The organism is Thauera sp. 28, assembly GCF_000310145.2.
GTDB lineage: Bacteria > Pseudomonadota > Gammaproteobacteria > Burkholderiales > Rhodocyclaceae > Thauera > Thauera mechernichensis.
In genome coordinates this window covers 69,526-95,313 of sequence record NZ_AMXA01000002.1, presented here as the reverse complement: position 1 = coordinate 95,313, position 25,788 = coordinate 69,526, and the positions used below count along the sequence as shown (strand labels likewise).

General features: G+C 65.8%; 27 protein-coding genes. 13 read left to right on the top strand and 14 right to left on the bottom strand.

Annotation, left to right across the window (positions count from 1 at the left end; all coding sequences use genetic code 11):
- Positions 1-23: 23 nt before the first annotated feature.
- The 4 genes from C662_RS02470 to C662_RS02455 all read right to left on the bottom strand — a co-directional run bounded on the left by C662_RS02470 (position 24) and on the right by C662_RS02455 (position 3,541).
- A complete protein-coding gene (locus C662_RS02470) occupies positions 24-206 on the bottom strand; it encodes a hypothetical protein (protein ID WP_002924553.1) in 183 nt (60 codons plus the stop codon).
- Positions 203-1,624 (bottom strand): sigma 54-interacting transcriptional regulator, encoded by a 1,422-nt coding sequence (locus tag C662_RS02465; RefSeq protein WP_002924551.1) that lies wholly within the window; start codon positions 1,622-1,624, stop codon positions 203-205. Before C662_RS02465 ends, C662_RS02470 begins: the two co-directional genes overlap by 4 nt.
- Positions 1,621-1,968: a hypothetical protein gene (locus C662_RS02460; protein ID WP_002924549.1), complete on the bottom strand. Its 348-nt coding sequence runs from the start codon at positions 1,966-1,968 to the stop codon at positions 1,621-1,623. Before C662_RS02460 ends, C662_RS02465 begins: the two co-directional genes overlap by 4 nt.
- 157 nt (positions 1,969-2,125) lie before the next feature.
- A complete protein-coding gene (locus C662_RS02455) occupies positions 2,126-3,541 on the bottom strand; it encodes a sensor histidine kinase (protein WP_002924547.1) in 1,416 nt (471 codons plus the stop codon).
- A 371-nt stretch (positions 3,542-3,912) separates the two neighbouring features.
- Here C662_RS02455 and C662_RS02450 point away from each other — a divergent pair, with 371 nt between their 5' ends.
- Positions 3,913-4,509: a bactofilin family protein gene (locus C662_RS02450; protein WP_002924546.1), complete on the top strand. Its 597-nt coding sequence runs from the start codon at positions 3,913-3,915 to the stop codon at positions 4,507-4,509.
- A gap of 28 nt (positions 4,510-4,537) precedes the next feature.
- Here the strand turns inward: C662_RS02450 and C662_RS02445 are convergent, their stop codons facing one another.
- Together C662_RS02445 and C662_RS02440 are read right to left on the bottom strand one after the other, a co-directional pair.
- Positions 4,538-5,194, bottom strand: a complete 657-nt coding sequence (locus C662_RS02445) for a lytic transglycosylase domain-containing protein (RefSeq protein ID WP_002924545.1) — start codon at positions 5,192-5,194, stop codon at positions 4,538-4,540.
- A 17-nt stretch (positions 5,195-5,211) separates the two neighbouring features.
- On the bottom strand, positions 5,212-6,960 hold the full coding sequence (locus tag C662_RS02440; protein ID WP_002924544.1) for a proline--tRNA ligase: 1,749 nt from the start codon (positions 6,958-6,960) through the stop codon (positions 5,212-5,214).
- 170 nt (positions 6,961-7,130) lie between these two features.
- Between C662_RS02440 and C662_RS02435 the strand changes: the two genes are divergently transcribed.
- From C662_RS02435 to coq7, 3 genes are all read left to right on the top strand, one after another.
- Entirely contained in the window at positions 7,131-7,697 is a 567-nt protein-coding gene (locus C662_RS02435) for an RNA pyrophosphohydrolase (protein ID WP_002924543.1), read from the top strand.
- Positions 7,698-7,798: 101 nt separating this feature from the next.
- The gene (locus C662_RS02430) at positions 7,799-8,329 is read left to right on the top strand and encodes a CNP1-like family protein (RefSeq protein ID WP_002924541.1); all 531 of its coding nucleotides are present in this window, start codon (positions 7,799-7,801) and stop codon (positions 8,327-8,329) included.
- On the top strand, positions 8,329-8,949 hold the full coding sequence (gene coq7 / locus C662_RS02425) for a 2-polyprenyl-3-methyl-6-methoxy-1,4-benzoquinone monooxygenase (RefSeq protein ID WP_002924538.1): 621 nt from the start codon (positions 8,329-8,331) through the stop codon (positions 8,947-8,949). The genes C662_RS02430 and coq7 overlap by 1 nt, the downstream gene beginning before the upstream one ends.
- A gap of 40 nt (positions 8,950-8,989) precedes the next feature.
- Here coq7 and C662_RS02420 read toward each other — a convergent pair whose 3' ends face one another.
- Positions 8,990-9,409: an OsmC family protein gene (locus C662_RS02420; protein WP_002924535.1), complete on the bottom strand. Its 420-nt coding sequence runs from the start codon at positions 9,407-9,409 to the stop codon at positions 8,990-8,992.
- Between the two features lie 628 nt (positions 9,410-10,037).
- Here C662_RS02420 and rplM point away from each other — a divergent pair.
- From rplM to erpA, 4 genes are all read left to right on the top strand, one after another.
- Entirely contained in the window at positions 10,038-10,466 is a 429-nt protein-coding gene (gene rplM / locus C662_RS02415; RefSeq protein ID WP_002924531.1) for a 50S ribosomal protein L13, read from the top strand.
- Between the two features lie 11 nt (positions 10,467-10,477).
- A complete protein-coding gene (rpsI, locus tag C662_RS02410) occupies positions 10,478-10,870 on the top strand; it encodes a 30S ribosomal protein S9 (RefSeq protein WP_002924528.1) in 393 nt (130 codons plus the stop codon).
- 196 nt (positions 10,871-11,066) lie between these two features.
- The gene (argC, locus tag C662_RS02405; protein ID WP_002924527.1) at positions 11,067-12,104 is read left to right on the top strand and encodes an N-acetyl-gamma-glutamyl-phosphate reductase; all 1,038 of its coding nucleotides are present in this window, start codon (positions 11,067-11,069) and stop codon (positions 12,102-12,104) included.
- A gap of 93 nt (positions 12,105-12,197) precedes the next feature.
- Positions 12,198-12,548, top strand: coding sequence for an iron-sulfur cluster insertion protein ErpA (erpA, locus tag C662_RS02400; protein ID WP_002924524.1), 351 nt, complete (start codon positions 12,198-12,200; stop codon positions 12,546-12,548).
- A gap of 82 nt (positions 12,549-12,630) precedes the next feature.
- Here erpA and C662_RS02395 read toward each other — a convergent pair whose 3' ends face one another.
- Positions 12,631-13,953, bottom strand: coding sequence for a M23 family metallopeptidase (locus tag C662_RS02395; protein ID WP_002924523.1), 1,323 nt, complete (start codon positions 13,951-13,953; stop codon positions 12,631-12,633).
- A gap of 90 nt (positions 13,954-14,043) precedes the next feature.
- Between C662_RS02395 and tyrS the strand changes: the two genes are divergently transcribed.
- On the top strand, positions 14,044-15,243 hold the full coding sequence (gene tyrS, locus C662_RS02390) for a tyrosine--tRNA ligase (RefSeq protein WP_002924521.1): 1,200 nt from the start codon (positions 14,044-14,046) through the stop codon (positions 15,241-15,243).
- A gap of 40 nt (positions 15,244-15,283) precedes the next feature.
- Positions 15,284-16,096 carry a glutamate racemase gene (gene murI / locus C662_RS02385; protein WP_002924519.1) on the top strand — a complete coding sequence of 271 codons (813 nt, stop codon included), beginning with the start codon at positions 15,284-15,286 and terminating at the stop codon, positions 16,094-16,096.
- 42 nt (positions 16,097-16,138) lie between these two features.
- Here the strand turns inward: murI and C662_RS02380 are convergent, their stop codons facing one another.
- The 3 genes from C662_RS02380 to C662_RS02370 form a co-directional block, all read right to left on the bottom strand.
- A complete protein-coding gene (locus C662_RS02380) occupies positions 16,139-16,993 on the bottom strand; it encodes a sulfurtransferase (RefSeq protein WP_198291866.1) in 855 nt (284 codons plus the stop codon).
- A gap of 10 nt (positions 16,994-17,003) precedes the next feature.
- Positions 17,004-17,372 (bottom strand): STAS/SEC14 domain-containing protein, encoded by a 369-nt coding sequence (locus C662_RS02375; protein WP_002924517.1) that lies wholly within the window; start codon positions 17,370-17,372, stop codon positions 17,004-17,006.
- Positions 17,373-17,480: 108 nt separating this feature from the next.
- Entirely contained in the window at positions 17,481-18,323 is an 843-nt protein-coding gene (locus tag C662_RS02370; RefSeq protein WP_002924516.1) for a DMT family transporter, read from the bottom strand.
- Between the two features lie 131 nt (positions 18,324-18,454).
- Here C662_RS02370 and glpK point away from each other — a divergent pair, with 131 nt between their 5' ends.
- Complete coding sequence (gene glpK / locus C662_RS02365) at positions 18,455-19,951, top strand: glycerol kinase GlpK (protein ID WP_037984021.1); 1,497 nt, start codon at positions 18,455-18,457, stop codon at positions 19,949-19,951.
- Positions 19,924-21,540, top strand: a complete 1,617-nt coding sequence (locus C662_RS02360) for a glycerol-3-phosphate dehydrogenase/oxidase (protein WP_002924513.1) — start codon at positions 19,924-19,926, stop codon at positions 21,538-21,540. Before glpK ends, C662_RS02360 begins: the two co-directional genes overlap by 28 nt.
- Here the strand turns inward: C662_RS02360 and C662_RS02355 are convergent.
- Complete coding sequence (locus tag C662_RS02355; protein ID WP_002924511.1) at positions 21,492-22,823, bottom strand: ATP-binding protein; 1,332 nt, start codon at positions 22,821-22,823, stop codon at positions 21,492-21,494. The two genes, C662_RS02360 and C662_RS02355, sit on opposite strands and share 49 nt — an antisense overlap.
- A complete protein-coding gene (locus tag C662_RS02350; protein WP_002924509.1) occupies positions 22,820-23,584 on the bottom strand; it encodes a response regulator in 765 nt (254 codons plus the stop codon). The genes C662_RS02355 and C662_RS02350 overlap by 4 nt, the downstream gene beginning before the upstream one ends.
- Positions 23,585-23,795: 211 nt before the next feature.
- On the opposite strand from C662_RS02350, the gene C662_RS02345 reads away from it, so the two are divergent.
- A complete protein-coding gene (locus tag C662_RS02345) occupies positions 23,796-24,353 on the top strand; it encodes a Spy/CpxP family protein refolding chaperone (RefSeq protein ID WP_002924507.1) in 558 nt (185 codons plus the stop codon).
- Positions 24,354-24,457: 104 nt separating this feature from the next.
- On the opposite strand, the gene aceA is transcribed toward C662_RS02345, so the two are convergent.
- Positions 24,458-25,771, bottom strand: a complete 1,314-nt coding sequence (gene aceA, locus C662_RS02340; protein ID WP_002924505.1) for an isocitrate lyase — start codon at positions 25,769-25,771, stop codon at positions 24,458-24,460.
- Positions 25,772-25,788 lie beyond the last annotated feature (17 nt).

The window sequence follows — 25,788 nt, the reverse complement described above, 5'->3', positions numbered from 1 at the left end:
CGGGCCGCCCACGGTTGGAGCGTTCAGGTCGAGGTCGGCTTCTGCGGCGTGCTGCCGTCGGCGCCGGCCTTCTTGTCGTCGGCGCAGCTATTGGCGGTGACTTGTGGCGCTGCCGCCTGCGGGCCTGCCGCGATCACGGGGCTATGCACCGACCAGGCCAGTGCGGTGGTGGCGAGGATGGTGGTTACGGTCTGACGCATGCTCATGCGGGTCTCCTTGAAGGGCTGCGGGTTTGTTCTTCGTCTGGCTGGTTCTCGGCGCGGAACGGTTCCGGCCTGAGCCCATGGCGCTGCAGCAGCCGGTAGAACTCGGTGCGGTTGCGATCTGCCAAGCGTGCAGCATCGGTGACGTTACCCGCGGTAAGTTTCAAAAGCTGTATCAGGTAGTTTCGCTCGAAGCGCTGTTTGGCCTCGGCATAGCTCAAGGCTTCGATCGGTTGTGCGCGCAACGCGCGCTCGACGAGGCTGCGCGGGACCAGGGGCGTGGTGCTGAGGGCACAGACCTGCTCGACCACGTTGTGGAGCTGGCGCACATTGCCCGGCCATTGGCTGATGGCCAGTGTCTCGAGCGCGTCGGCGGCGAATCCATTCACGTCCTTGCCATAGCGCCTCGCCAGCGTGCGCAGGAAATGCTCGGCGAGCAGCGGGATGTCCTCGCGACGCTCGGCAAGCGGCGGAAGGTCTAGGCTGACGACATTGATCCGGTAGTAGAGGTCCTCGCGAAACTGGCCGTTGCCCAGCGCGTCTTCCAGATTGCGGTGCGTGGCCGACAGGATGCGAAGGTTTACCGAACTCGCCTGCGTGCTGCCGACCGGCCGTACTGCGCGCTCCTGCAGGACACGCAGCAGCTTGATCTGCAGTGCGGGCGGCATGTCGCCGATTTCGTCGAGGAACAGGGTGCCGCCGTCTGCCGCCTGGATCAGGCCGGCGTGGGTTGAGGTGGCGCCGGTAAACGCCCCGCGTACATGCCCGAAAAGCTCGGATTCGAGCAGTTGGTCCGGGATTGCCCCGCAGTTGATCGCTACGAAGGGGCCTTGCGCGCGTGCGCTGGCGTTGTGGATTGCGCGTGCGAGGAGTTCCTTGCCCGTGCCGCTCTCACCCAGGATCAGGACGCTGGCGTCGGAAGCCGCGACCAGTCTCGCCTCGGCGAGCAGTGCGCGCATGCGGCTGCTGCGGCTGATGATGGCCTTGCACCAGTCGGCCCGGTCGCCTTCGGCAATGCTTGTCGAGGAGGCATTTCCGAGCGCTTTGGCAATGCGGTCGAGCAGGGCCTGGCCGTCGAACGGTTTGGTCAGATAGTCGGCGACGCCGCGTGTCGTCGCGTCCACCGCGTCCGGGATGCTTCCGTGTGCGGTGATCATGATCACCGGCAGCGCGGGGTGGTGGCGCCGGATGTCTTCGAACAGCGTGAGGCCGTCGCCGTCGGGCAGGCGGACGTCGCTGAGGACGAGGTCGAAGGTCTCCATGGCCAGGCGCGCGTGCGCCGAGGCGATGCTGCATGCCGTGCTTACCCGATAGCCGTTGGCCTTGAGCCGCATCGACAGCAGGCGCAGCAGATCGGTGTCGTCGTCGATGAGCAGCAGGCGTGCGGCGGCAGGGATCGGAGCTGTCGCCCTGGCGCTCATCGCGGAGCGAGGCCATTCTGACCGTAGGGTGGAACGCTCGAGGGCGCAGGCAGCGTGCGCTCTATTGCAGTCAGGGCGTCGAGTTTGCGCTGCAACTCGGCCGCGTGCCTGCGGCTCGTGGTGAGCTCGCCCTTGTGCGTTTCGATTTCGCGCTCCAGGCGCTCGAGCTGGGCGGCCTGGCGTTGGCGTTCGCGGATCTGGGTGAGCAGAGCGCGTGCAAAGGGGTGATGGGCGCGCGCCTCGGTGCTGTCGTCCTCCAGCAGGTGCTCGAGCTGGCGGCGTGCTTCATTGAGCCGCGCGCGGTCGGGCTGGCTGGCCTGTACTGCTGCGTGCAGCCGATTCATGGCTGCCTGCTCGGATGGGGGCGCCTCCTCAGTGACCGTTGTTGCGTGCGGTGCGTCCCGGCCCGGAAGGTTCGTGCAGGCAGCAAGGGCAATGCATGCGAGGACGAGTGAGAGTGCGTGCCGTAGGCGCGCAGTCGGGTGTCGGTGCGGGTGTGCATCATGCATGGGGGAGCTCCAGCTGGAAGTGTGCGCCCTGCGGACTCGGCAGGGCCCTGGCGTACCCGCCATGCGCGGCGACGAACTCGCGCACGATGGCCAGCCCGATGCCGCTGCCCTTGGTGCTTGCGGTGCTGCTGCGGCTGCCGCGGAAGAAGGGTTCGAAGATTCGCTCAAGTTCCTCTTCGGCGACGCCCGGTCCGTCGTCGCGGCAGTCGATGATGACTTGAGGCTCCTGGACCTGGACATCGATGCGGATGAGGCCGTGCTCGGGACTGAAGCGGATTGCGTTGGCGATGAGGTTCGACAAGGCGATGCGCAGCTTGCTGACGTCGGCCGAAAGGATCGGCGCGTCACCCTCGATCCGAACCTCCAGCTTGTGCGCCTGGATGAGGAGCTGATGCTCGCTTACGACCTCGGACAGCAGCGGCAGCAGGGCAGTTGGCTTGCGGTCCAGGCGGCGCGCATCGAACTGGGTGGCGTTGTAGTGCAGGAGCTGTTCGATGCGCTCCTGCAGTGCGCGTGCACTGCTGTCCAGGATGCCGGCAACTTCGCGCTGTTCGGCGTTGAGTCGACCGAGGATGCCGTCGCTGAGCAGGGCGACCCCTTCGCGTAGGGACGCGAGTGGGGTCTTGAGCTCGTGCGAGACGTGGCGCAGAACCCGATTTCGGTTGGCTTCGAGTTCGGCCAGCCGCTGGCGCAGCCAGTCCAGGTGCTCGCCGAGTTGGCGCAGGTCGGCGGGTCCGCCGATGCGGATGGGCGATTCGAGATGGTTGTCGCCGAGTGCGGCGATGGCGCGTTCCATACGCGCGAGTGGACGCAGCAGCCACCATGATGTGAGCGCCGCGAGTACGCCCGCAAGTGCGACCGCCGCGAGAATGTGCTGGGCGAGCAGGTGCCGGCGGTACTCGAGCTCTGCCAGGAGGTCCTCGCTCTCACGCGCAAGACGCGCCTGGATGGTGCGCTCTACAGCCTCGCTCACCTGGCTCAGGGCGAGGAAGTCGGCGCTGAAGTCCGCTGCGGCTTGAGCGCCGCTCCCGTCGGGGGTGGTTTCGAGGCCTCGTTCGATGGCGGCTGCCAGGGCACGCCATTCGCCGACTGGCGCAGCAAGCCCTTGCGCACTGGCCTCGAGCGTGTCCAGAGCAAGGTGCGCTTCACTGAGGGCGTCGTCGAAGCGCTGCCGCAAGGCAGGTTCGCCCAGCACGAGGTACTGGCGGGCGCTGCGTTCCAGGTCCACTGAGCGCTCGCCGAGTACGCGTGAGGCGGCGGTGAGCGCCAGGGCGTTGCGCTTGCCGTCGTGGATCGAGCGCGCAAGCGCCTCCAGACTCAGCCATCCGCTCACTGCCGCGGCAGCCAGCACGCCCGCGATCAGCAGGAAGGCGGTGAGCATGATGCTGCGAAACGAAGGGCGGAACATGGGCAGGCGGTCCCGGGAGGCTGAAGGGGGAGATGCCGTCGGCAAACGCGGCAGTGTAGGTCAGTCAGCCGAGGGCTGCGCGGACGCAAATGCAAGGTGAAGTAACGTCCGGCGCAGGACGGCCTGCCGGTTGTCGCCTGCAAGCGACAGGGAGATTCTTTGCGCAATCAGGGGGATGGCGCTGGCAGGAGGGCATCGTGTCGGGCTGCAGCGACGCCAGCGCAGCTGCCCTGGGTTGGGAATGGGCTCGGGAATGAGCTGCAGGTTATTGAACTGCCTGCGGAAAGTGCCTGTGGTGAGGGGCCCGGCACGTTCCATGCTCATGGCTGACGATGGCAGCACAAGGACTGCATCAACCTCAAGGAGTCAGCATGTTCAACAAGCCCAATCTGTTTCATAAGACAGCCGAGATGCCTGCAGCCCGCAGCCCGCGTCCTCTTGGTGGCGCGGTCAGCGCACGGCCAGTGAGCCCGGAGATGCCGGCGACGCCAGCGGCTGCCGATGTCGCCGCAAGCGAGGCGGTCTCGGCAGCTCAAGGTAACGCGGTCGAGGCGGTGACGGCAGTGCCGACGGAGCGCAGCGGCGAGAGTCGCTTGATCGTCGGCCCCGACGTCAAGCTGAAGGGGGCCGAGATCCTTGATTGCGACACGCTCGTCGTCGAGGGGCGCGTCGAGGCCACCATGGACAGCCGCGTGCTTCGCATTGCCGAGGCGGGCGCCTACAAGGGCACGGTTGGTATCGACATTGCCGAGATCCATGGGCACTTCGAAGGAGAGCTGACCGCGCGCGTGCAGTTGCTGATCCACTCGACCGGACGTGTCAGTGGCAAGATCCGCTACGGCAAGATCCTCATCGAAGAAGGGGGCGAGATCTCGGGCGACGTGCAGTCGCTGGTTGCGGGTGCGAAGGACGGGCTGCGCGCAGTGGAGCGCACAGCCGATATGCGGCCCTTGGCCGCCGCTGGTTGACGCCGGCAGGCCCCGGCTGGTCCGGGGCTCAGCGCACTGCTGGCGTACCCGTATCCTGTCCGGCGGCAGCGAGTTGTTGCGGGTTCCAGCTCCAGTGCTGTTCCCACGCCGCGCGGACCAGGTTGGGGTACTGCGCCTTGCCCAGGCTGCCGTTGTAGCGGCCCAGCGCGCGGAACAGGTCGCCCTTCTCGATGTCGAGGTAGTGGCGCAGGATGGTGCAGCCATAGCGCAGGTTGGTGCGCATGTGGAAGAGGTTGTCGTCCTCGCGGCCGATGATCTTGATCCAGAACGGCATCACCTGCATGTAGCCGCGTGCGCCCGCCGAGGAGATCGCGTACTTGCGGAAGGCGCTTTCGACCTGGATCAGGCCGAGCACCAGCTGGGGGTCGAGCCCGGCGCGGGTCGCCTCGTAGTGGATGCTGGTGAGGAGTTCCGTGCGGTAGGCCTCGTCCGGGATCCGCCTGGCCAGCCGGCGCGACATCTCGGCGAGCCACTGTGCGCGTTCGCCGGCGTCCGGAATCGGCAGCATGGGGGCGGCAGCGTCGCTCACCGCGGCGTGCAGCGCAGCGCGGACACTGGCTGCCATGGGCTCGTACTGTTGTGCGCCGGCCTGCGCGCCGCCCGCTGCGAGCGCGAGCAGGCACGCGGCGGCAAGCTGGCGGAGCGGGGTGGGCAGGCGGCGCATTGCGGGCTCCCGGAGGCTCAGCCCTGCTTGAGGCGGTCGAGCATGTGGCCGAGCACCTCGCCGACCGCCAGCTTGGCGGCGTCGGCATCGCGCCTGCCCTGGTATTCGACCACGCCTTCCTTGAGCCCGCGGTCGCCGATGGTGACGCGGTGCGGCACGCCGATGAGCTCCCAGTCGGCGAACATCACGCCGGGACGCTCGTCGCGGTCATCGAGGATGGCGTCGACACCGGTGGCGACGAGCGCGTCGTAGAGCTTCTGGGCCTCCTCGCGCACCGCCTGCGACTTGCCCCAGCCGACGGGGCAGATGACGACTTCGAAGGGGGCGATCGCGCGCGGCCAGATGATGCCGCGAGCGTCGTGGTTCTGCTCGATCGCGGCGCCCAGGATGCGGGTGACGCCGATGCCGTAGCAGCCCATCTCGAAGTGCTTGGGCTTGCCGTCCTCGTCGAGGAAGGTGGCGTTCATCGCCTTGGAGTACTTGGTGCCGAGATAGAACACGTGGCCGACCTCGATGCCGCGCTGGATGGCAAGCACGCCGCCGCCGTCGGGGCTGGGGTCGCCCTCGATCACGTTGCGGATGTCGGCCACCAGGTCGGGCTCGGGCAGATCGCGGCTCCAGTTGACACCGGTGAAGTGGAAGTCGGCGTCGTTGGCACCGCAGATGAAGTCGGCCATGTGGGCGACGGTACGGTCGGCGATGACCTTGACCGGCTTCTTCAGCCCGATGGGGCCGAGGTAGCCCGGCTTGCAGCCGAAGTGCTCGAGGATCTCGGCCTCGGTGGCGAAGCGGAAGCCGGACTTGAGGCCCGGAAGCTTGCCGGCCTTGACCTCGTTGAGCGCGTGGTCGCCGCGCACCAGCAGCAGCCACACGGTGACGCCGGCCGGCTTGCCCTTGTCGTCGAGGTCGTCGGTCGCCAGCACCAGCGACTTCACCGTGGTGGCCAGCGGCACCTTGAGCAGTTCGGCAACGTCCTCGCAGGTGGCCTTGCCGGGTGTGGGGGTCTTCTCCAGCGCCTTGGCAGGTTCGGCACGGCGCGCGATCAAGGACACTGCTTCGGCGAGCTCGATGTTGGCGGCGTAGTCGGAGTCCGGGCAATAGACGATGGCGTCCTCGCCGGTGTCGGCGATGACCTGGAACTCGTGCGAACGATCGCCGCCGATAGCGCCGGTGTCGGCGGCCACCGCCCGGTATTCCAGGCCGATGCGGTCGAAGATGCGCTTGTAGGCGGCGAACATGATGTCGTAGCTGCGCCCGGCGGCTTCCTCGCTGCGGTCGAAGGAGTAGGCGTCCTTCATGGTGAATTCGCGCCCGCGCATGACGCCGAAGCGCGGCCGGCGCTCGTCGCGGAACTTGGTCTGGATCTGGTAGAAGTTCTTCGGCAGCTGGCGGTAGCTCTTCAGCTCCTGGCGCGCGATGTCGGTGACGACCTCCTCGGAGGTGGGCTGCAGCGCGAAATCGCGTTCGTGACGGTCCTTGAAGCGCAGCAGCTCGTCGCCCATCTTGTCCCAGCGCCCGGTCTCGTTCCACAGTTCGGCGGGCTGCACCATCGGCATGGTCAGCTCCATGGCGCCGGCGCGGTCCATCTCCTCGCGGATGATGGTCTCGACCTTGCGGATGGCACGCAGGCCCATCGGCATGTAACTGTAGATGCCGGCGGCGACCTTGCGGATCATGCCGGCGCGCAGCATCAGCTTCTGGCTGACGACTTCGGCGTCCGACGGGGCTTCCTTGAGGGTGAACAGGTGGAACTGGCTGGCGCGCATGAGGGTCTTTTGCGTAGAAGGCGTTGTCGAGCGCGGGATTCTAGCGCATGGCGTGCATGACGATCGCGCGCTCGTCGTTCAGCGTAGGTGATGCACGGACATGGTGCGCTTTCAAACGGGGCGCAAGTGTGAAAAAATTGCCGTCAATAAACCGAATTTGAAGGTTCGACATGCTTGACCGTGAAGGCTTTCGCCCGAACGTCGGCATCATTCTGGTCAATTCGCGCAACGAGGTGTTCTGGGGCAAGCGCATTCGCGAACATTCCTGGCAATTTCCGCAAGGTGGCATCAAGCACGGCGAGTCGCCGGAGCAGGCCATGTACCGGGAGTTGTTCGAGGAAGTCGGGTTGCGCCCGGAGCACGTCAAGATCCTCGGCCGCACGCGCGGCTGGCTGCGCTATGAGGTGCCGAAGCACTGGATACGGCGTGAATGGCGCAACACCTATCGTGGACAGAAGCAGATCTGGTTTCTGTTGCGTTTGGTGGGGCGGGATTCCGACGTGTGCCTGCGCGCGAGCTCTCATCCGGAATTCGATGCCTGGCGCTGGAGTGACTACTGGGTGCCGCTCGATGCGGTGATTGAATTCAAGCGTCAGGTCTACCAGATGGCGCTCATCGAGCTCGCTCGCATTCTCCATCGCTCGCGCGCATTCGAACTGCCCGAGCCCTACCGTCTGCCGGGCCTTGCAGAGCCGGCAGAATTGGGGTCTCAAGGCTTGAGTGGGCCGGGCGCATAGATGTTGAATGCAGGCGTCGCTTGCGGGAAGCCTAAGGGGTGTGGCACCTGCCGGCTTGCATGCGGGGCAGGCTGCTTGGTCCCAATGTGGAGATTGCACGTTTGAACTCGATTCTCCGTCGTATCGCCCCTGTGGGCCTGCTTGCCCTGGGCTGCTTTTCGGGGGGTGTTTCTGCAGGCCTGCTTTTTGACGCCGACCCGAACTGGAAAGAGAGCGAGGTGGTGATGCCTCCGCCCGTCGAGGAGTCGCGCCTCAGGGCGTTCTACGTCAGTGCGGCCACGCCCAATGCTTTTTTCGTCGACGAGGCCAGTCTCGCTGTTGGTGATGACGGCGTAGTGCGCTTCACGCTGGTCGTACGCACGCCCGGTGGGGCGCAGAACGTGACTTTCGAGGGGATCCGCTGCGCGACCGGTGAGCGTCGCCTGTACGCCACAGGCCGCGCGGATGGGTCTTGGGTGCCGGCGAGGAACGATACCTGGCAGCCGATCTCCGATAACACGTACAACCGCCCTCGCGCTGCCCTGGCGCAGGATTACCTGTGCGATGGCCCGGCCGCGCCCCGTAGTCGGCAGCATGCCTTGCAGCTGCTGCAACAGCGGCGCGACGTGATTCAGCCCTTCGGAGTCAGATAATGCTTGATCGTGCCATCATCGAGTTCGACAAGGCTTTGCGTACCGTGCTCGCACCGGCACGCAGCGTGCGTCCCGTGCCTGATGAGGGAGTGCCGGATGCAATGCTTGACGACGCCGAGCGTCGGCACGCCGCAGCCCTCATGCGCATCAATCATGTTGGCGAGATCTGTGCGCAGGCTCTCTATCAAGGGCAGGCCATGATGTCGCGTGATCCGGCGATCCGCGACACCTTGCGTCAGGCTTCGCAGGAAGAGACCGAGCACCTGGCCTGGACCGAGCGCCGTATTGCAGAGTTGGGCGGGCGCAAGAGTCTGCTCAATCCGGTGTGGTACGGCGGGGCGCTCGCCCTTGGTCTGCTTGCCGGGCGTTTCGGCGATCGCTGGAACCTCGGTTTTCTGGCCGAGACCGAGCGCCAGGTGGAGCGCCATCTCAAGGGGCATCTGGAGACGCTGCCGGCTGACGATGCGCGTTCGCGTGCGATCGTGGAGCAGATGAAGGTCGACGAGGCCGAGCATGCGGACATGGCCGTGCGGCTGGGCGCACATGAACTTCCCGCGCCGGTGAAGGGGGCGATGAAGTTCGCGGCCAGGCTGATGACCACCGTGACCTATCGCGTTTGAGTCCACTGTGGACGCGTGGTGAGCGTCCACTCCATGGCGGTCAGTCGGCCTCGACGAGTTCCAGTTCGTGACTGATCTCGGCAGTCTTGCCGAGCATGATCGAGGCTGAGCAGTACTTCTCTGCGGAAAGGTGGATTGCGCGTTCGACGCTTTCGCGCTTGAGCTTGCGCCCGCTCACGGTATAGATGAAGCGGATGCGGGTGAATACCTTGGGGTCGGTGTCTGCGCGTTCGGCCTCGAGGCGCACGGTGCAGCCGCGCACGTCGTGCCGCCCACGCTTGAGGATCAGCACGACATCGAAGGCCGTGCAGCCGCCTGCGCCCGCGAGCATGAGCTCCATCGGTCGAGGAGCGAGATTGCGGCCTCCCGCCTCAGGGGCGCCGTCCATCGTCACCATGTGCCCCGTTCCGGTCTCGGCGACGAAGCTCATCCCGTCAAGCCATTTGATCGTGCATTCCATTCGATTTTGCTCCTGGGGCTGTGCGCCCGATGTGTCCTGTCTGGCGGTAGTTGGGCCGCGATTTTATCGCAGTGCCGCAGGCTTGCGCGGTGAGCTTGCTCCTCAGCGGGGTTCCCTGTTCCGTCAGTGATTTGGATATGAGTGGTGCGGGGAGAGCAGGGGCGTGCCAGTGGCCAGTACGGCACCGTATTCATGCGGTGCACAAAAATAGACCGCACTGGAATCATGGGCTAGAGGTTCGAGCGCTTTGACTAGGCCGGGATGGGGTGAAAATTTGATATAAAACAATATACTGCTTTTCGATAAGGATACTCTATTGAACAATCAAAACAATTGTAATGCAATGCACAAAAACTGCTTGCGCGAGGGGGTTCGTCTCGCCATAATTCGCCTCAGTCGGATCGCTGACGCGGCATCGAAGACGACGCGCCGATCCAAATGGTGTCTCCTCCACCCTCCTCCTTTGGTGTGGATTTAACGCAGTCCTAGCGGACTGCGTTTTTTTTTGCTTGTTGTGCTCGCGTCAATCTGTAAGTTGAGATTGACACGCGGGCCATGTTCGCATTAGGATTGCGAGCTTTCCGTTTGACGGCCAAATCCAAGGGCCCGACAAAGATCGAGGATTCACATGAAGACGTTTTCCGCCAAGCCGCACGAGGTCAAGCGCGACTGGTTCGTTGTCGACGGCACGGATAAGGTGCTTGGCCGTCTCGCCGCCGAAGTCGCCCGTCGCCTCCGTGGCAAGCACAAGGCTATCTACACCCCGCACGTCGATACCGGCGACTTCATCGTCGTTGTCAACGTCGACAAGCTGCGCGTGACCGGTAACAAAGCGCAGGACAAGAAGTACTACCGTCACTCGGGTTACCCGGGCGGTATCTACGAAACCAACTTCACCAAGCTCCAGCAGCGCTTCCCCGAGCGTGTGCTCGAAAAGGCGGTGAAGGGCATGCTGCCGAAGGGCCCGCTGGGCTACGCCATGCTGAAGAAGCTGAAGTGCTATGCGGGGCCGTCGCATCCGCATACCGCTCAGCAGCCGCAAGTTCTCGAGATCTGAAGGAGCCGACAATGGCTGTGACTTACAACTACGGTACCGGCCGCCGCAAGACCGCGGTCGCTCGTGTGTTCATCAAGCCGGGTACCGGCAACATCGTCGTGAATGGTAAGCCGGTCGACGAGTTTTTCTCGCGTGAAACCGGTCGCATGATCGTGCGCCAGCCGCTGATCCTCACCGGCAACGAAGGCCGTTTCGACATCATGGTGAATGTCACCGGCGGTGGCGAGTCGGGTCAGGCTGGTGCTGTGCGCCACGGCATCACCCGTGCCTTGGTTGACTACAACGCCGAGCTCAAGGGTGATCTGCGTGCAGCAGGCTTCGTAACTCGCGATGCTCGTGAAGTCGAACGTAAGAAGGTCGGTCTGCGCAAGGCGCGCCGCGCGAAGCAGTTCTCGAAGCGCTGATCGTCTTTTTGTTGCCGTGTCTGCAGGAGCCGCCCCATGGGGCGGCTTTTGTGCTTTCTGCGGCACGCTTGACCCTGCCCGGTGCAGGGGCTTCGGGAAGAGCTTTGCCGGACGTTGTGACGTCGTCAGGCATGCGCGCACCGCAGCCGGCAGTGCGATAATCCGGCCCTGAGGTCTTTCGTTGCGAGGAGCAAGCATGATCAAGGTTGGAGTCGTTGGCGGTACCGGATATACCGGCGTCGAGCTGCTGCGTCTGCTGGCGCGGCATCCAGGGGTGGAGCTCACGGCGATCACCTCGCGTGGCGAGGCCGGCATGGCCGTGTCGGACATGTTCCCCAGTCTGCGTCGTCGGGTGAGTCTCAAGTTCGTCACGCCGCAGGATGCGGGCCTCGAGAAGTGCGACGCGGTCTTCTTTGCCACGCCGAACGGCATTGCAATGAAGCAGGCTGCGGAGCTCGTCGCCGCGGGTGTGCGTGTGATCGATCTGGCGGCGGATTTTCGTATCCGCGATGTTGCCGAGTGGCAGAAGTGGTACGGGATGGATCACGCCTCGCCCGAACTCGTCGCCGAGGCCGTGTATGGACTGCCGGAGGTCAATCGTGAGCAGATTCGCAGTGCGCGCGTGCTGGCCAACCCGGGGTGCTACCCGACTGCTGTCCAGCTGGGTTTTCTGCCGCTGGTCGAGACGGGGCTCATCGATATCGGTCACTTGATCGCCGATGCCAAGTCGGGCGTGTCGGGCGCGGGGCGCAAGGCCGAGGTGCATACCCTGCTGCCTGAGGCAGCGGATTCATTCAAGGCCTACGGCGTGCCGGGTCATCGCCATCTGCCCGAGATCCGTCAGGGCCTCTCGCTCGCGGCTGGGCAGCAGGTCGGCCTGACCTTCGTGCCGCATCTGACGCCGATGATCCGTGGCATCCATGCCACCTTGTACGGGCGGCTCAAGCCGGGTGTCGATGCATCTGACCTGCAAGGGCTGTACGAGCGGCGCTATGCGGGCGAGGCTTTCGTCGACGTGATGCCGGCGGGCAGCCATCCTGAAACCCGCTCCGTGCGTGCGTCGAACCTGTGCCGGATTGCCGTCCATCGGCCGCAGGGTGGTGACACCGTGGTGGTGCTGTCGGTCATCGATAACCTGGTCAAGGGTGCGGCCGGGCAGGCGGTGCAGAACCTCAACATCATGTTCGGCTTCGACGAGGACGCCGGCCTGGACATCGTTCCCGTCAGCCCTTGACGGGAACTTGGTATTCGGACGACGATCCGATTTGCACGGTAGGGTCGCGAAGAGCGCATCATTCGCGGCACACCCCCCAACAGAGGAGAAAACATGAGCGCAGAAGTTGAAACCCCCGATATCCTGGTCTTCACCGATAGCGCAGCGAACAAGGTCCGCGAGCTGATCGAGGAAGAGGGCAATCCGCAGCTCAAGCTGCGCGTCTTCGTCTCGGGCGGTGGCTGCTCGGGCTTTCAGTACGGCTTCACTTTCGACGAGGAAGTGAATGAGGACGATACGACCTATGAGAAGAACGGCGTGATGCTGTTGATCGACGCCATGAGCTATCAGTATCTCATCGGCGCAGAGATCGACTACACCGAAGGTCTTGAAGGTTCGCAGTTCGTCATCCGCAACCCGAATGCGACCAGCACCTGCGGCTGTGGTTCGTCTTTCTCGGCGTGAGACGTAGGCACTGCAGAATAAAAACGGGGCGCCGCGGCGCCCCGTTTTATTTTGCAGCCCGCGCGCGGGCTGCGATCAGCATTCATTCAGCGCTGGCAAGCTCGTAGTTGAGCAGGGCGAAGCGATTGCGCAGCGGCGCGGTGTCGCGCTTGAAGGCGGCGAGTTCGCGCGCATTCAGCGTGTCTGCCATCGGCAGCGCCACGGTCATCGGATCTTGCGGCACCTTGTTGATGTGCACCTCGTAGTGAAGGTGGGGGCCGGTGCACCACCCAGTGCAGCCGACATAGCCAATCAGGTCGCCCTGGCTGATTGGCTGGCCTTTGCTCAGGCCCTTGGCGAAACCATTGAGATGGGCGTAGTGGGTGGTGATGCCATTGCGGTGCTTGAGCACGATGAGGTTGCCAAAGCCGCGCTGGCTGCCGACGAACTCGACGGTGCCGTCCGAGGTGGCTTTGATCGGAGTGCCGGTCGGTGCGGCAAAGTCGGTGCCGTTGTGGTTTCGCCAGCTGCGGTGGATCGGATGCAGGCGGCGGCCGAAGCTCGAGCTCACGCGCGAGAATTCCAGCGGTGAGCGCAGGAAACCCTGCTGGAGGCTGCGGCCGTCGTCGCTGTAGTATTGCTCCTTGCCGCTCGGGCTGCGGTGGAGGACGACGGCGTGGCGCTCGCCCTTGTTGATGAATTCGGCGGCGACGATGCGGCCAGCGCGAACAGGGTTGCCTTCTTCGTAGATCGCTTCGTAAATGACGTTGAAGCGATCGCCCTTGCGCAGGTCGGTATGGAAGTCGATCCAGGTGCCGAAGATCGTCGCCAGTTGGGTGGCGACGTTGTCGGGTAGGCCGACCGCGTCGGTGGCGCCGAACAGGGAGTGCGTGATCGTGCCTGAACGCATCTCCGTCATCGTGACCTGGGTTTCCCCGCTGGACTCACGCAAGGCAAGCCCCTGATCGTTGCGCTCGAGCACCAGCTGCGTGCCGCTGTTGCCCATCGGCACGCTGAATGATGCGATGCGGCCATCGGGGGAGACGATGGCGGTGACCGAGCGCCCGGCGCGCAACTGGCGCACGGCCTGCTTGCCCTCTGCCGAGGCCGACAGGTGTGCGAGTGCCTCGGCGTCGTCGATATGCAGGCGGCTGAAAATGGACTGCAGGGTGTCTCCGGCCTGGATGCGCTCGCTGTACACGAAGGGGAGGTCGTTCTCCGCTTCGATCACCGCAACCGGCGCGGGCAGGCTTTCGACTACGCGCGCGAACTGGATGTCGGCCGTGTCGCTGCCCGGTGCAACTGCGGTCGCGGCCACAACGCCGAGCAGCGATGCCCCGGTGATGCCGGCAAGGAGCCAGCTGCGGGGGCGAAGAAGGAGCTGGGCCGGTAGATCGGCTAGAATTCGGGTCTTTCTGGCCTTCATGAGCGCTGTCCGCTGGAATGGGCGAAAAAAATTTGCCGAAGTTTAGCAAACTAATACCCTTGTTCGGGAAGGTATTTTTGGAGAAATTGAATGACTGATGTCCAGGCGGCGATCGAGCTGATCAAGCGCGGTACCGATGCACTGCTGATCGAGGCCGAGCTGGTCGAGAAGCTCAAGAGCGGCCGCCCGCTGAGGGTCAAGGCTGGCTTCGACCCGACCGCCCCCGACCTGCATCTTGGTCACACGGTCCTGATCAACAAGCTGCGCCATTTCCAGGAGCTCGGCCACCAGGTCCAGTTCCTGATCGGCGACTTCACCGGCATGATCGGCGACCCCAGCGGCAAGAACACCACGCGTCCGCCGCTGTCCCGTGAGCAGATCATGGAGAACGCCAGGACCTATCAGGACCAGGTGTTCAAGATCCTCGATCCCGAGCGCACCGAGATCTGCTTCAATTCGGCGTGGATGAACGATCTCGGCGCTGCAGGCATGATCCGCCTGGCCTCGCAGCAGACCGTGGCGCGCATGCTCGAGCGCGACGACTTCGCGCGCCGCTATGGCAACAACCAGCCGATCGCGATCCACGAGTTCCTCTATCCGCTGTGCCAGGGCTACGACTCGGTGGCGATGAAGGCAGACGTGGAGTTGGGCGGAACCGACCAGCGCTTCAACCTGCTGATGGGGCGCGAACTGCAGAAGCACTACGGCCAGGAGCCGCAGTGCGTGGTGATGGTGCCGCTGCTCGAGGGCCTGGACGGCGTCAACAAGATGTCGAAGTCGCTCGGCAACTACATTGGCATTGCCGAGCCGGCGAAGGAGATCTTCGGCAAGACCATGTCGGTTTCCGACACGCTGATGTGGCGGTATTACGATCTGCTGTCCTTCCGCTCCACTGCCGAGATCGCGCAACTGCGCGCCGACGTGGACGGCGGGCGCAATCCGCGTGACGTCAAGGTGATGCTGGCGATGGAGTTCGTCGCTCGTTTCCATGGCCAGTGCGCGGCTGACGAGGCGCTGGCCGACTTCGAGGCGCGCTTCCAGCGCAACGCGATCCCCGACGACATCCCGCAGGTCAATGTCAGCGCCGGCGCCGACGGCATGCCGCTGTTCCAGGTGCTCAAGCAGGCGGGGCTGACCGCCACCACGTCCGAAGCGATGCGCATGATCGGCCAGGGCGGGGTGCGCATCAACGGTGAGCGTGCCGAGGACAAGGCGCTGGTCTTGCGTGCCGGAGAAACGGTGGTGCTGCAGGTCGGCAAGCGCAAGTTCGCGTCGGTCGTGTTGTCGTGAGCCGCGCTTACCGCGCCGTGGCCGCAGCTGGAGCACACTTTTGAGCAAGCCTGAGGCCGCGCGTCCGATCGGCGTGTTCGACTCCGGGGTCGGTGGCTTGACCGTGGTGCGCGCCCTGATGGAGCGCCTGCCGCTGGAGAGCATCGTGTACTTCGGCGACACGGCGCGCGTCCCCTACGGCGTGAAGTCGGTTGCCACCATCGAGCACTTCACGGCACAGATCACCGAGTTCCTGCTCCAGCGCGAGGTCAAGATGCTGATCATCGCCTGCAACACGATGGCGGCGGTGGCGGCCGAGGTGGTGCATCGCCTCGCCGGCAGTGTCCCGGTGCTCGACGTGATCGAGGCCGGCGCGCGTGCGGCGGTGGCGAGCTCGACGGGGCGCCGCATCGGCGTCATCGGCACGCCGACGACGATCAACAGCAATGCCTACGCTCGGCGCATGCACGAGCTCGACAGTACGGTGCGCGTGTATTCGCAGGCCTGCCCGTTGTTCGTGCCCCTGGTCGAGGAGGGCTGGCTGGACCACGAGGTGACGCGGCTGACGGCGCAGGAGTACCTGCGGCCTGTGCTGGCGGAAGAGGTCGACAGCCTGGTCCTTGGCTGCACCCACTACCCCTTGCTCAAGCCGCTGTTGCGAGATGTCGCGGGCCCGTCGGTGCGCCTCATCGATTCGGCGGTGACCACCGCCGAACTCGCGGCCGAGCGCCTGCAGCAGGCAGGCCTGATGCGCAGTGCCGGCGCGCGCGCGGGGTATCGGTTTGTCGTCAGCGACGTGCCGCTGCGCTTCCAGACCATTGGCGAGCGTTTTCTCGGGCGCTCGCTCGGCGCGGTGGAGAAGGTCGACTGGTGAAACATGCGATGTTCGCCCGCCTGCGCAGGCATGGCGTCGGCATCAAGCGCTGCCGCGCGCTACCGGTCGGCTGGGGTCCGCACACCACTCGCTCCACGATCCGGCATACAGGCGCGAGCCGGGCAGGCCTGCCGCCTCCATTGCGAGAGCATTGACGCAGGCCGTCACCCCAGACCCGCATTGGTGGACTACCTGTCGCGGTCCGTGGGCGCCGAGCAGCGCGCCGAACTCTTCGCGTAGCACGGACGGCTGCTTGAAGCAGCCCTTGCTGTCGAGGTTGTCGCGAAAGAAGCGATTGATCGCGCCCGGGATATGGCCTCCCACCGGATCGAGCGCCTCGTTCTCGCCGCGGAAACGGTCTGGGCTGCGCGCGTCGATCAGCACCATATCTGCGCTGCCAAGGTGTTCGAGGACGTAGTCGGCGTCCACGCGCTCCGAACGCAGCGACAGGGTATAGGTACGCTGTTGCGCTTCGGGCAGGGTGCTGTCCAGGGGCTGGCCGAGGCTCAGCCAGGATTGAAGGCCGCCGTCGAGAACAGCCACGCGGTGGTGGCCCAGCCAGCGCAGCAGCCACCACAGGCGGGCGGCGAACATGCCGCCTGCGTCATCGTAGGCCACCACCTGGCTGTGGTTCGAGACGCCGCATGCGGCCAGCCTGGCGGCCAGCCGGGCCGGATCTGGCAGGGGGTGGCGGCCGTTGCGTCCGGTCTTCGCGCTCGACAGGTCGTCGTCGAGGTCGAGGAAGAAGGCTCCCGGCACATGACCATCGAGGTAGGCCTGGTGGCCGAATGCCGGGTTGGCAAGGTCGAAGCGGCAGTCGAACACCACCCAGTCAGGGTCGTGCAGGCGTTGAGCCAGGTCGAGCGCCCCGATCAGGGTCGAATACGACGCGTTCATTGCACGGCGGTCAGGAAGCCGCTTCTGCGGCTGCATCTGCCTCCAGCCAGGCGCGCGCCTCGCCTTCATCGTCGAAGACACGCACCTCGGCATCGACGAAGAGCTGCGAGACCCAGGCGCTCCAGGTCAGCCACTGGTCCTCGGTCAGCACTGCGATACGGCGGAAATCGTGCGCATGCTGGCGCGAGAACTTGATCTCCTCCCAGGCCACGTCGAGGGTGAAGCCTGCCATCTCACGCAGGTCGAAGAGCAGGTCGACCGTGCCGGAGAACTGGATCTTGTAATTGACCAGTTCCTCGAATTCCTTGTAGTCGGCCAGCGTGAATTCGCCGAAGACGGCGACTGCCACCATCTTGTCGGTATGCTCGGTGTTGATCATCACTGCCTCCTTGCTATGGCTCGGGGATGGCTCAACTATAGTCCCGAGCAGGCCCGGGCTCAATCGTGACGGCGCGCGGATGGGGCCTTGCGAGTCTCGCTGCCGTGTTCAGCGCGCCTTGCGGGTGGCGAACGAGATGAGTATGGCGCTCGAGATGATCAGTGCGATCGCCAGCCACGAGGAGGGTGGCATCAGTTCGCCCCAGAAAAGCATGCCGAACAGGCTCGCAAACACGACCGTTGCGTAGCTCAGGTTGGCCGACACCACGGTGCGGCCGAAGCGGTACGAGCGCGTCATTGCCAGTTGGGCAAGGCCGCCGAACACGCCGACGCCGAGCAAGGTCAGCAACTGCATGCCATCAGGGCGGTGCACGCCGCTGGCCAGGGCCCAGCCGAGGCCGATCAGCGTGGTGGTGAGTGAGAACCAGAATACCGTTCGCACCTCCGGTTCGCCCACGCGTCCGAGCTCACGCACGCTGATATAGGCGAGGCTGGCGACTGCACCCGAACCCAGGCCTGCGGCGGCGCCCAGCCACTGCGCCGGTTGCAGGGTGGGGCGCAGCAGGATGACGACGCCGGCAAAGCCGACCAGCACTGCAACCAGGACCGGCCAGCGCAGGCGTTCGCCGAAAAAAGCAGCCAGCAACAGGGCGACGAAGATCGGCGAGGTGTAGTTGAGCGTGACCGCCGTGGCCAGCGGCAGCAAGCCGATGGCGAAGAAGTAGCAGCACAGTGCGAGCGAACCCGACAGGCTGCGCGAGAGGTGCATGCGCCAGTGCGGCGTGGTCAGGCGCTGCCCCTGCAGGGCCGCCAGCGCCACCATCATCAGCATGCTGACTGCGCCGCGGTAGAACACGATCTCGCCGGTCGAGAAGCTGCCCGAGCTGAGCTTCACGCACACGCCCATGCAGGCGAACAGGAAGCAGGAGACGATCATCCAGATGGCGGGCATGGCGGGTGTTGCGCTGCAGCGATACGGTGGCGCATTGAACCATATCGTGGCTTTCCCGGGGTGGTCGCCTTGGCGCAGCGGGGTTAGTCTGTCAGCCAGGGGTGACGGCAAACCTAGCGTGCGGAGGCGACATGGCTTATCTCCTTGCCCTGGACCAGGGGACGACGAGCTCGCGGGCGATGGTGTTCGATGCGGGGGGCCGGGTACGCGGCGTGGCGCAGGCCGAGTTCGTTCAACATTTTCCGGCGCCCGACCGCGTCGAACACGATGCCCAGGACATCCTGCGCACCCAGTTCGACTGCGCGCGCGAGGCGCTCGCCAACGCCGGTATCCGGGCCGGCGAGGTGGCGGCGATTGGCATCGCCAACCAGCGCGAGACGACCGTGCTGTGGGAGCGCGCCAGTGGCCGCGCACTGGCGCCGGCAATCGTGTGGCAGGACCGGCGCACGGCCGCCGAGTGCGAACGCCTGCGCGCCCAAGGCTGGGCGGACGACCTGCGCGCGCGCACCGGCCTCGAGCTCGATCCCTACTTCTCGGCGACCAAGCTCGCCTGGCTGCTCGATACGCTGCCCGGCGCGCGTGCGCGTGCGGAGCGGGGTGAGCTGGCCTTCGGTACCATCGACAGCTGGCTGGTCTGGCATCTTACCGGCGGCCGGCTGCATTTGACCGACCCCGGCAATGCCGCGCGCACGCTGCTGTTCAACATCCACACCCTGGACTGGGATCCCGTGCTGCTCAAGCGCTTCCGCATCCCCGCCGCGTTGTTGCCCAGGGTGGTGGCGAGCAGTGGCGTATGCGGCGAAACAGATGCCCGCGTGTTCGGAGCCCCGATCCCGATCGCCGGCATTGCCGGTGACCAGCAGGCGGCGACGATCGGTCAGGGCTGCCTTGCACCGGGCATGGCCAAGAACACCTACGGTACGGGGTGCTTCCTGTTGATGAACACCGGCGCGCATGCAGTGGCCTCGCGCAACCGCCTGCTGACCACGGTGGGGTGGTCGGGGGTCGGGGGGAGCGGGGTTTGCTACGCCCTGGAGGGCAGCGTGTTCATGGGCGGGGCGATCGTGCAGTGGCTGCGCGACGGGCTCGGGATCGTACGCCGCTCGGACGAGGTCGAGGCTCTCGCTGCCAGCGTGGCCGACAGCGGCGGGGTGGTGATGGTGCCGGCCTTCACCGGCCTGGGGGCGCCGTATTGGGATGCGAATGCACGCGGCACCCTGCTCGGGCTGACGCGCGGCAGTGGGGCAGCGCACATCGCACGGGCTGCGCTCGAGGCCATTGCCGCGCAGACCGCCGACCTGGTCGAGGCCATGGTGCGGGACGGTGCCGCGCCCCTGTGCGAACTGCGCGTCGATGGCGGGGCGGCGGCCAACGACCTGCTCATGCAGATGCAGGCCGACCTGCTCGGCGTACCGGTGCTGCGTCCTCGCCTGCTCGAGACCACCGCCTACGGTGCAGCCTGTCTGGCGGCGCTCGGCTGCGGGCTGTGGGCGGATGCCCACGAGATCGAGGCTGGGTGGCGGCTCGACCGGCGCTTCGAGCCGCGTTGGGGGGCGGACCGCCGCGGTGCGGCGCGTGCGCGCTGGGCGCGCGCGGTTACATGCGCGCGCGGCTGGGCGGGGAGCTGAGCGGGGTGGGGTACACGCAGTCGCGCGAAAACGGAGAGGTCTTCGCACGCGCGTCATTGCTCGCCAGGCTGAACGCATCGTCGACCTGGGACTTCGTGGTCATCGGCGGCGGTGCGAGCGGCCTCGGCTGTGCACTGGACGCGGCCGCGCGTGGGTACTCCATCCTGCTTGTCGAGGCGCGTGACTTTGCGGCCGGCACCAGTTCGCGGTCGAGCAAGCTCATTCATGGCGGCGTGCGCTACCTGGCCCAGGGCAGGCTGGCGCTGGTGCGCGAGGCGCTCGTCGAGCGCGGGCGCCTGCTGTGCAATGCCGCAGACCTGGTGCACCCGCTGCGTTTCGTTGTGCCGACGCAGCGCTGGAGCGAGCGGGCGTGGATGGGGCTCGGCCTTGGTCTCTACGACCTGCTCGCCGGCGCCAACGGCCTTGGGCGCTGCAGGCTCATGTCCGCGGCCGATATCCGCACGGCCATGCCCACCTTGCGCGCGGAGCGGGCGCTGGGTGGCGTTGCATACTGGGACGCGCAGTTCGACGACGCGGCGCTCGCCGTTGCGCTTGCGCGCACAGCCATCCTGCATGGCGCGCTGGTGCTCAATCACTGCGCGCTCGAATCGTTCGCGCTCGATGGCAGCAGGATAGGCGGCCTCACCGTACGTGAGCGGGAGAGCGGGCGAACGTATCGGCTGGGCGCACGCGCGGTGATCAATGCCACCGGCGTGTGGTCCGACAACGTGATGCGCATGCTCAGGCCCGATGCGCCGCAGCAGCTGCGTCCGAGCCAGGGCGTCCATATCGTGATCGACGCGGACTTCCTGTCCGGAGCGGACGCGGTGCTCGTGCCGCATACCGATGACGGCCGGGTGGTCTTCCTCATCCCCTGGCAGGGCAGGGTCCTCGTCGGCACCACCGACACCCCGCGTGACGACCTGCCTGCGGAGCCCGAGCCGATGGCGGGCGAGATCGACTTCCTGCTCGAGACGGTCGGACGCTACCTGCGACGCGCGCCGACGCGCGCGGACGTGCGCAGCGTTTTCGTCGGCCTGCGCCCCCTGCTCGGAGGTGGTGCCGTGGCCGCCACGGGTAGCCTGTCGCGTGAGCATCGGGTCGATGTGTCGGAGCACGGGCTGGTCAGCGTCCTGGGCGGGAAGTGGACGACTTACCGCAGCATGGCCGAGCATGCCGTAGACGTGGCCGAGGAGGTCGCGGGCTTCGCCCATCGACCCTCCGTCACCGACAGGCTGAGACTCGACAGCGGTGGGCTGTGGCGGCCAGATATGCACGGGGAGGCGGCTTTGGGGGCTGAGGACGGCGTCTGCGCATCGCCCTTCGTGCCGTCTGCCGAAGAGGTGCGTCATGCCGTGCGAGCCGGGTTGGCGCTTGGGGTGGAGGACGTACTGGCCCGACGCAGTCGCTGCCTGTTCCTGGATGCCGAGGCAGCACGTCGTGCCGCGCCCGGCGTGGCTGCAGTCATGGCGCGGCAGCGGGGCTGGAGCCAGGCCCGTACGGATGCCGAGCGGAGCGCCTTCGAAGCGCTGGCGGCCTGCTACAGGGCGCGCAGCGCCACAGTGGCGACCAGCCCGCCATCGGGGTGATTGTGCAAGCTGACCTCGCCACCCTGACCCTGCAGCAGGTTGCGGGTGATGGCCAAGCCGAGTCCGGTGCCACCGGTTTCGCGGTTGCGCGAGGCCTCTGTACGGTAGAAGGCTTCGAACACCTTCTCCAGCTCCGCTTCTGGCAAGCCCGGGCCATGGTCGCGGATGGCGATGGCGACTCTGGCAGAGGCGCCTGATGGGTGTCTGGTGAGTGCGATGTCGACCGTGCCGCCGAACTTGATACCGTTCTCGATCAAGTTCCACAGCGCCCGACGCAAGGCCGAGGGGTTGGCTTCCACACGGACACCGGGCGAGTCGGGGACATTGACCGTCCAGCCCATGTCCCGGGCGTCCTCGGCCAGGGCATGGAGCAGCGGCAGGAGTTCGACGGCTTGTGCCGGTGCGCGTTCGTCCAGGCTGCGGGCATAGGCCAGGCCTTCGCGCACCAGGCCCTGCATCGCGTCGAGGTCTGACTGGATGCGGCTGCGCAGGGCCTCGTCGTCGACCATCTCCGCGCGCAGTCTCAGGCGGGTGATCGGTGTCTGCAGGTCGTGTGAGATGGCTGCAAGAATGCGGGTGCGCTCGGTGACGTGTTCGGCGATGCGCTGCTGCATCTGGTTGAAGGCCGTGGCCGCCTGCGCCACCTCGGTCGGGCCGCGCGTGTCCATGGGCGCGCGTGCGGGGTCTTCGCCGAGTGCGCGCGCGGCGGCGGCCATGCGCGACAGCGGACGGGTTGCGAGACGGACGGCAAGCCATGTCAGCAGGCCGACGCCGACGACGAGCGCAGCCAAGGCTGCGAACAGGCGTCCGGGCTGAGGGGTGTGGAGCGGCGGCGCGGGGGGGATGTTGGGAAGGCGCACCTGGACGTGGCCGCCGTCGCGAAGCTGCAGGCTGACAAGCAGCATCGGGTGCGGTCGGTCGCCCCTGGACACGGTGAGGATGGAGAACGGGCGGTCAGGCATGGCCGTGCGCAGGGCAAGGTGCAAGGGGTGGTCGGCAGCCAGTGACCGCAGTCGATCGTCGCTGACGGGCCGCAGGCTCAGTCGCAGGCGGCGGCGGCCGAACTCGTCGATCCAGCGTTCGCGCTCGGGGGGCGACATGCGGTCGAGCAGGTCGGCCGCGGCAGCTATTTCCTGGGCAATGCCCTCGAACAGGGCGCTGCGCCCGATGCGCTCGCGCTCGCCGACGAACAGCGCGAGGCTGACCGCAAGCACCAGCGTCATGCCCACCAGCCAGATCAGCATCAGGCGGGCGAAGAGGCTGCGCGGCCAAGGCATCTTCATGCCTTTGTGCTCGTCGTGCCGGCGGCGATGCTTACCTCGGTCGCGAGCACGTAGCCTTCGTTGCGCACGGTCTTGATGATGCTCGATTCGCGGGCGTTGTCGCCCAGGCGTTGGCGTAGCCGGCTTACCAGCAGGTCGATCGAGCGATCGAAGATGTCGGCCTCTCTCCCCTGAGTGAGTTCCATCAGTTGGTCGCGCGACAGCACTTTCTGCGGGTGAGACAGGAACACGCTGAGCATCCGGTACTCTGCGCCGGACAGTGGCACCACGGTGCCGTCAGCGTCGACGAGGTGGCGGTTGACCGTATCGAGTTGCCAGTGGGCAAAGTGCAGCGCACGCGCATTGGCGGGAGGCGATGCGTCGAGATTGGGCGGCAGCGCACGGGTCCGGCGCAGCACGGAGCGCACGCGCGCGAGCAGTTCGCGCGGCACGAAGGGCTTGGGCAGGTAGTCGTCAGCGCCCATCTCCAGGCCGATGATGCGGTCCATGTCCTCGCCGCGCGCGGTCAGCATCAGTATGGGGGTGCCGGCATGCGCTCCGCCGCCTGCGCGCAGGTTGCGGCACAGCGTCAGGCCGTCGTCGCCGGGCATCATCACGTCGAGCACGATGAGGTCGATGCGGTGTTGTTCGAGCGCGGCCTTCATCTCGCGTCCGTCGGCGGCAGTGGTGCAGCGCAAGCCCTGTTTCTCGAGGTAATCGGCAAGCAGGTGGCGGATGTCGCGGTCGTCGTCGACGATCAGGATATGGTCTTGCTGGCTCATCTTGGCTTCTCCAATGCGCGCATCTTAAGGTCTCGGGCGCTTCGTTTTGTATCCCAGCGTATCTGCTCCGGCCTCTGAGACATGAGGCTGCAAAACCCCGGTGCCTGGACAAACGCCGCTTACACGCGGGTGCTGTAATGGCTCCGTCGCCCGAACGGATGGGCGCCCTCAGAAGGGCAAGTCCCTTCCCGAACCTGATTGGAGATTAATCATGAAGACCTGGATCAAGAACTCGCTTGCTGCTGCCCTCATCGCGACCGGTGCGCTTGGAACGACCGCCGCCCTGGCCTGGGGAGGCGGGCAGTGCATGGGGGACGGTCCCCGCGGCGGCAAGGCCGGCTGGTCACAGATGGCGCCTGAGCAGATGAAGGCGCGGATGACCGAGCGTGCCGAGCTGCACATGGCTCGTCTTGAGCTTGCACTTGCACTCACCGCAGAGCAAAAGCCGGCATTTGTCACCTTCAAGAACGAGATGAAGGTGCGCGCCGAGCGCATGGCAAGCCAGATGGCAGAGCGTCGCGCTACCGAGCCGCCGAAGACGGCGATCGAGCGCATGCAGCGCATGGAAGAGATGAGCAAGCTGCGCCAGGTCGAGCTGGCCGAAGCGCGCAAGTCGGTCGAGACGTTCTATGCAAGCCTGAGCGATGCGCAGAAGACCGTTTTCGATGCCGAGTTCGAGAAGATGGGGCGCAAGGGCGAGCGTGGCATGAAAGGAGGCATGCAGGGCGGTCCGCGTGACGGTAGCGGCATGGGCCCGGGACGCGGCTGAAGATTCGGTCACCCTGCGGCAGAAGCGCAAAGGCCACCGCGAGTGCGGTGGCCTTCTCGTCATGCCTGCCCGGCGCCGCGAAGGCGCCGGGCGCGCACGGCCTTTTAGTGGAACTGCTCTTCTTCGGTCGAGCCAGTCAGCGCCTTGACCGAGGAAGAACCACCCTGGATCACGGTGGTGACTTCGTCGAAGTAACCGGTGCCGACTTCCTGCTGGTGGGACACGAAGGTGTAGCCCATTTCGCGAGCAGCGAATTCCGGCTCCTGGACCATCTCGACGTAGTGCTTCATGCCTTCGCCGCGAGCGTAAGCGTGGGCGAACTTGAAGGTGTTGTACCAGTTGACGTGGATGCCAGCCAGGGTGATGAACTGGTACTTGTAGCCCAGCGCCGACAGCTCTTCCTGGAAGGAAGCGATCTGCGAGTCGTTGAGGTTCTTCTTCCAGTTGAAGGACGGCGAGCAGTTGTACGACAGCAGCTTGCCCGGGCAGGCGGCCAGCACGGCCTGGGCGAACTCGCGGGCGAAGCCGATATCGGGCACGCCGGTTTCGCACCACACCAGGTCGGCGTAGGGGGCGTAGGCCACGCCACGGGAGATGGACTGCTCCAGACCGTTCTTGACGCGGTAGAAGCCTTCCTGGGTGCGCTCACCGGTGAGGAAGGGCTTGTCGTTGGCGTCGTAGTCGGAGGTGATCAGGTTGGCGGCTTCGGCATCGGTACGGGCCAGGATCAGGGTGGGCACACCCATCACGTCGGCGGCGAAACGCGCGGAGATCAGCTTCTCGATGGCTTCACGGGTCGGCACCAGCACCTTGCCACCCATGTGGCCGCACTTCTTGGCAGCAGCCAGCTGGTCTTCGAAGTGAACGCCTGCGGCACCCGCGGCGATCATGTTCTTCATCAGTTCGAAGGCGTTCAGCACGCCGCCGAAACCGGCTTCGGCGTCGGCCACGATCGGCAGGAAGTAGTCGATGAAGCCTTCGTCGCCCGGGTTGATGCCACGCGACCACTGGATCTCGTCAGCGCGCTTGAAGGTGTTGTTGATGCGGCGAACCATGGTCGGCACCGAGTCGTAGGCGTACAGCGACTGGTCCGGGTACATGGTTTCGGAGGTGTTGCCGTCGGCGGCGACCTGCCAGCCGGACAGATACACGGCTTCCAGGCCAGCCTTGGCCTGCTGCATGGCCTGACCGGCGGTGATGGCGCCGAAGGCGTTCACGTAACCCTTCTTGGCGCCGCCGTTGACCTTCTCCCACAGCACCTTGGCGCCACGCTGGGCCAGGGTGTACTCGGGCTGCAGGCTGCCGCGCAGGCGGACCACGTCGGCGGCGGTGTAACCGCGCTTGACGCCCTTCCAGCGGGGGTTTTCAGCCCAGTCTTTTTCGAGGGCGGCGATTTGCTGTTCGCGGGTCAGAGTCATGATGCTTCCTTTAGAGA

Excerpts from the sequence above, each read along its gene's own strand:
- C662_RS02470 (WP_002924553.1), bottom strand. The coding sequence starts at position 206 with ATGAGCATGCGTCAGACCGTAACCACCATCCTCGCCACCACCGCACTG.
- C662_RS02465 (WP_002924551.1), bottom strand. The coding sequence starts at position 1,624 with ATGAGCGCCAGGGCGACAGCTCCGATCCCTGCCGCCGCACGCCTGCTG.
- C662_RS02460 (WP_002924549.1), bottom strand. The coding sequence starts at position 1,968 with ATGAATCGGCTGCACGCAGCAGTACAGGCCAGCCAGCCCGACCGCGCG.
- C662_RS02455 (WP_002924547.1), bottom strand. The coding sequence starts at position 3,541 with ATGTTCCGCCCTTCGTTTCGCAGCATCATGCTCACCGCCTTCCTGCTG.
- C662_RS02450 (WP_002924546.1), top strand. The coding sequence starts at position 3,913 with ATGTTCAACAAGCCCAATCTGTTTCATAAGACAGCCGAGATGCCTGCA.
- C662_RS02445 (WP_002924545.1), bottom strand. The coding sequence starts at position 5,194 with ATGCGCCGCCTGCCCACCCCGCTCCGCCAGCTTGCCGCCGCGTGCCTG.
- C662_RS02440 (WP_002924544.1), bottom strand. The coding sequence starts at position 6,960 with ATGCGCGCCAGCCAGTTCCACCTGTTCACCCTCAAGGAAGCCCCGTCG.
- C662_RS02435 (WP_002924543.1), top strand. The coding sequence starts at position 7,131 with ATGCTTGACCGTGAAGGCTTTCGCCCGAACGTCGGCATCATTCTGGTC.
- coq7 (WP_002924538.1), top strand. The coding sequence starts at position 8,329 with ATGCTTGATCGTGCCATCATCGAGTTCGACAAGGCTTTGCGTACCGTG.
- C662_RS02420 (WP_002924535.1), bottom strand. The coding sequence starts at position 9,409 with ATGGAATGCACGATCAAATGGCTTGACGGGATGAGCTTCGTCGCCGAG.
- rplM (WP_002924531.1), top strand. The coding sequence starts at position 10,038 with ATGAAGACGTTTTCCGCCAAGCCGCACGAGGTCAAGCGCGACTGGTTC.
- rpsI (WP_002924528.1), top strand. The coding sequence starts at position 10,478 with ATGGCTGTGACTTACAACTACGGTACCGGCCGCCGCAAGACCGCGGTC.
- argC (WP_002924527.1), top strand. The coding sequence starts at position 11,067 with ATGATCAAGGTTGGAGTCGTTGGCGGTACCGGATATACCGGCGTCGAG.
- erpA (WP_002924524.1), top strand. The coding sequence starts at position 12,198 with ATGAGCGCAGAAGTTGAAACCCCCGATATCCTGGTCTTCACCGATAGC.
- C662_RS02395 (WP_002924523.1), bottom strand. The coding sequence starts at position 13,953 with ATGAAGGCCAGAAAGACCCGAATTCTAGCCGATCTACCGGCCCAGCTC.
- tyrS (WP_002924521.1), top strand. The coding sequence starts at position 14,044 with ATGACTGATGTCCAGGCGGCGATCGAGCTGATCAAGCGCGGTACCGAT.
- C662_RS02380 (WP_198291866.1), bottom strand. The coding sequence starts at position 16,993 with ATGAACGCGTCGTATTCGACCCTGATCGGGGCGCTCGACCTGGCTCAA.
- C662_RS02375 (WP_002924517.1), bottom strand. The coding sequence starts at position 17,372 with ATGATCAACACCGAGCATACCGACAAGATGGTGGCAGTCGCCGTCTTC.
- C662_RS02370 (WP_002924516.1), bottom strand. The coding sequence starts at position 18,323 with ATGCCCGCCATCTGGATGATCGTCTCCTGCTTCCTGTTCGCCTGCATG.
- glpK (WP_037984021.1), top strand. The coding sequence starts at position 18,455 with ATGGCTTATCTCCTTGCCCTGGACCAGGGGACGACGAGCTCGCGGGCG.
- C662_RS02360 (WP_002924513.1), top strand. The coding sequence starts at position 19,924 with ATGCGCGCGCGGCTGGGCGGGGAGCTGAGCGGGGTGGGGTACACGCAG.
- C662_RS02355 (WP_002924511.1), bottom strand. The coding sequence starts at position 22,823 with ATGAAGATGCCTTGGCCGCGCAGCCTCTTCGCCCGCCTGATGCTGATC.
- C662_RS02350 (WP_002924509.1), bottom strand. The coding sequence starts at position 23,584 with ATGAGCCAGCAAGACCATATCCTGATCGTCGACGACGACCGCGACATC.
- C662_RS02345 (WP_002924507.1), top strand. The coding sequence starts at position 23,796 with ATGAAGACCTGGATCAAGAACTCGCTTGCTGCTGCCCTCATCGCGACC.
- aceA (WP_002924505.1), bottom strand. The coding sequence starts at position 25,771 with ATGACTCTGACCCGCGAACAGCAAATCGCCGCCCTCGAAAAAGACTGG.